The 239-nt window shown below is 74.1% G+C and carries 1 protein-coding gene; it reads left to right on the top strand.

All coding sequences use genetic code 11. The annotated features are described in order from the left end of the window. Positions 1 to 32: 32 nt before the first annotated feature. A partial coding sequence (locus tag CVH10_RS24050; RefSeq protein WP_219925101.1) for an FAD-dependent oxidoreductase occupies positions 33 to 239 on the top strand: 207 nt, incomplete at its 3' end.

A 239-nucleotide genomic window follows, 5' to 3' on the forward strand; every position in this document is an offset into this window, starting at 1 on the left:
CCGCCCGATGATTCCACGAGCGAGGTGACGTCATGTCGAGAGGTCACGAGATGCCGGCCGTCCGAAGCGATTCACCCATGAACGGGGCCGGGCCGGAAACCTACGACGTCGTGGTGGTGGGCGGCGGCCCGGCCGGCGCCACGGCGGCCACCGACCTCGCCCGGGGCGGGCGACGGGTCCTCCTCCTCGACAAGCCCGGCCGGATCAAGCCCTGCGGCGGCGCGATCCCGCCCCGCCTG

Source organism: Halomonas sp. ND22Bw (assembly GCF_003011945.1).
GTDB lineage: Bacteria > Pseudomonadota > Gammaproteobacteria > Pseudomonadales > Halomonadaceae > Halomonas > Halomonas halophila.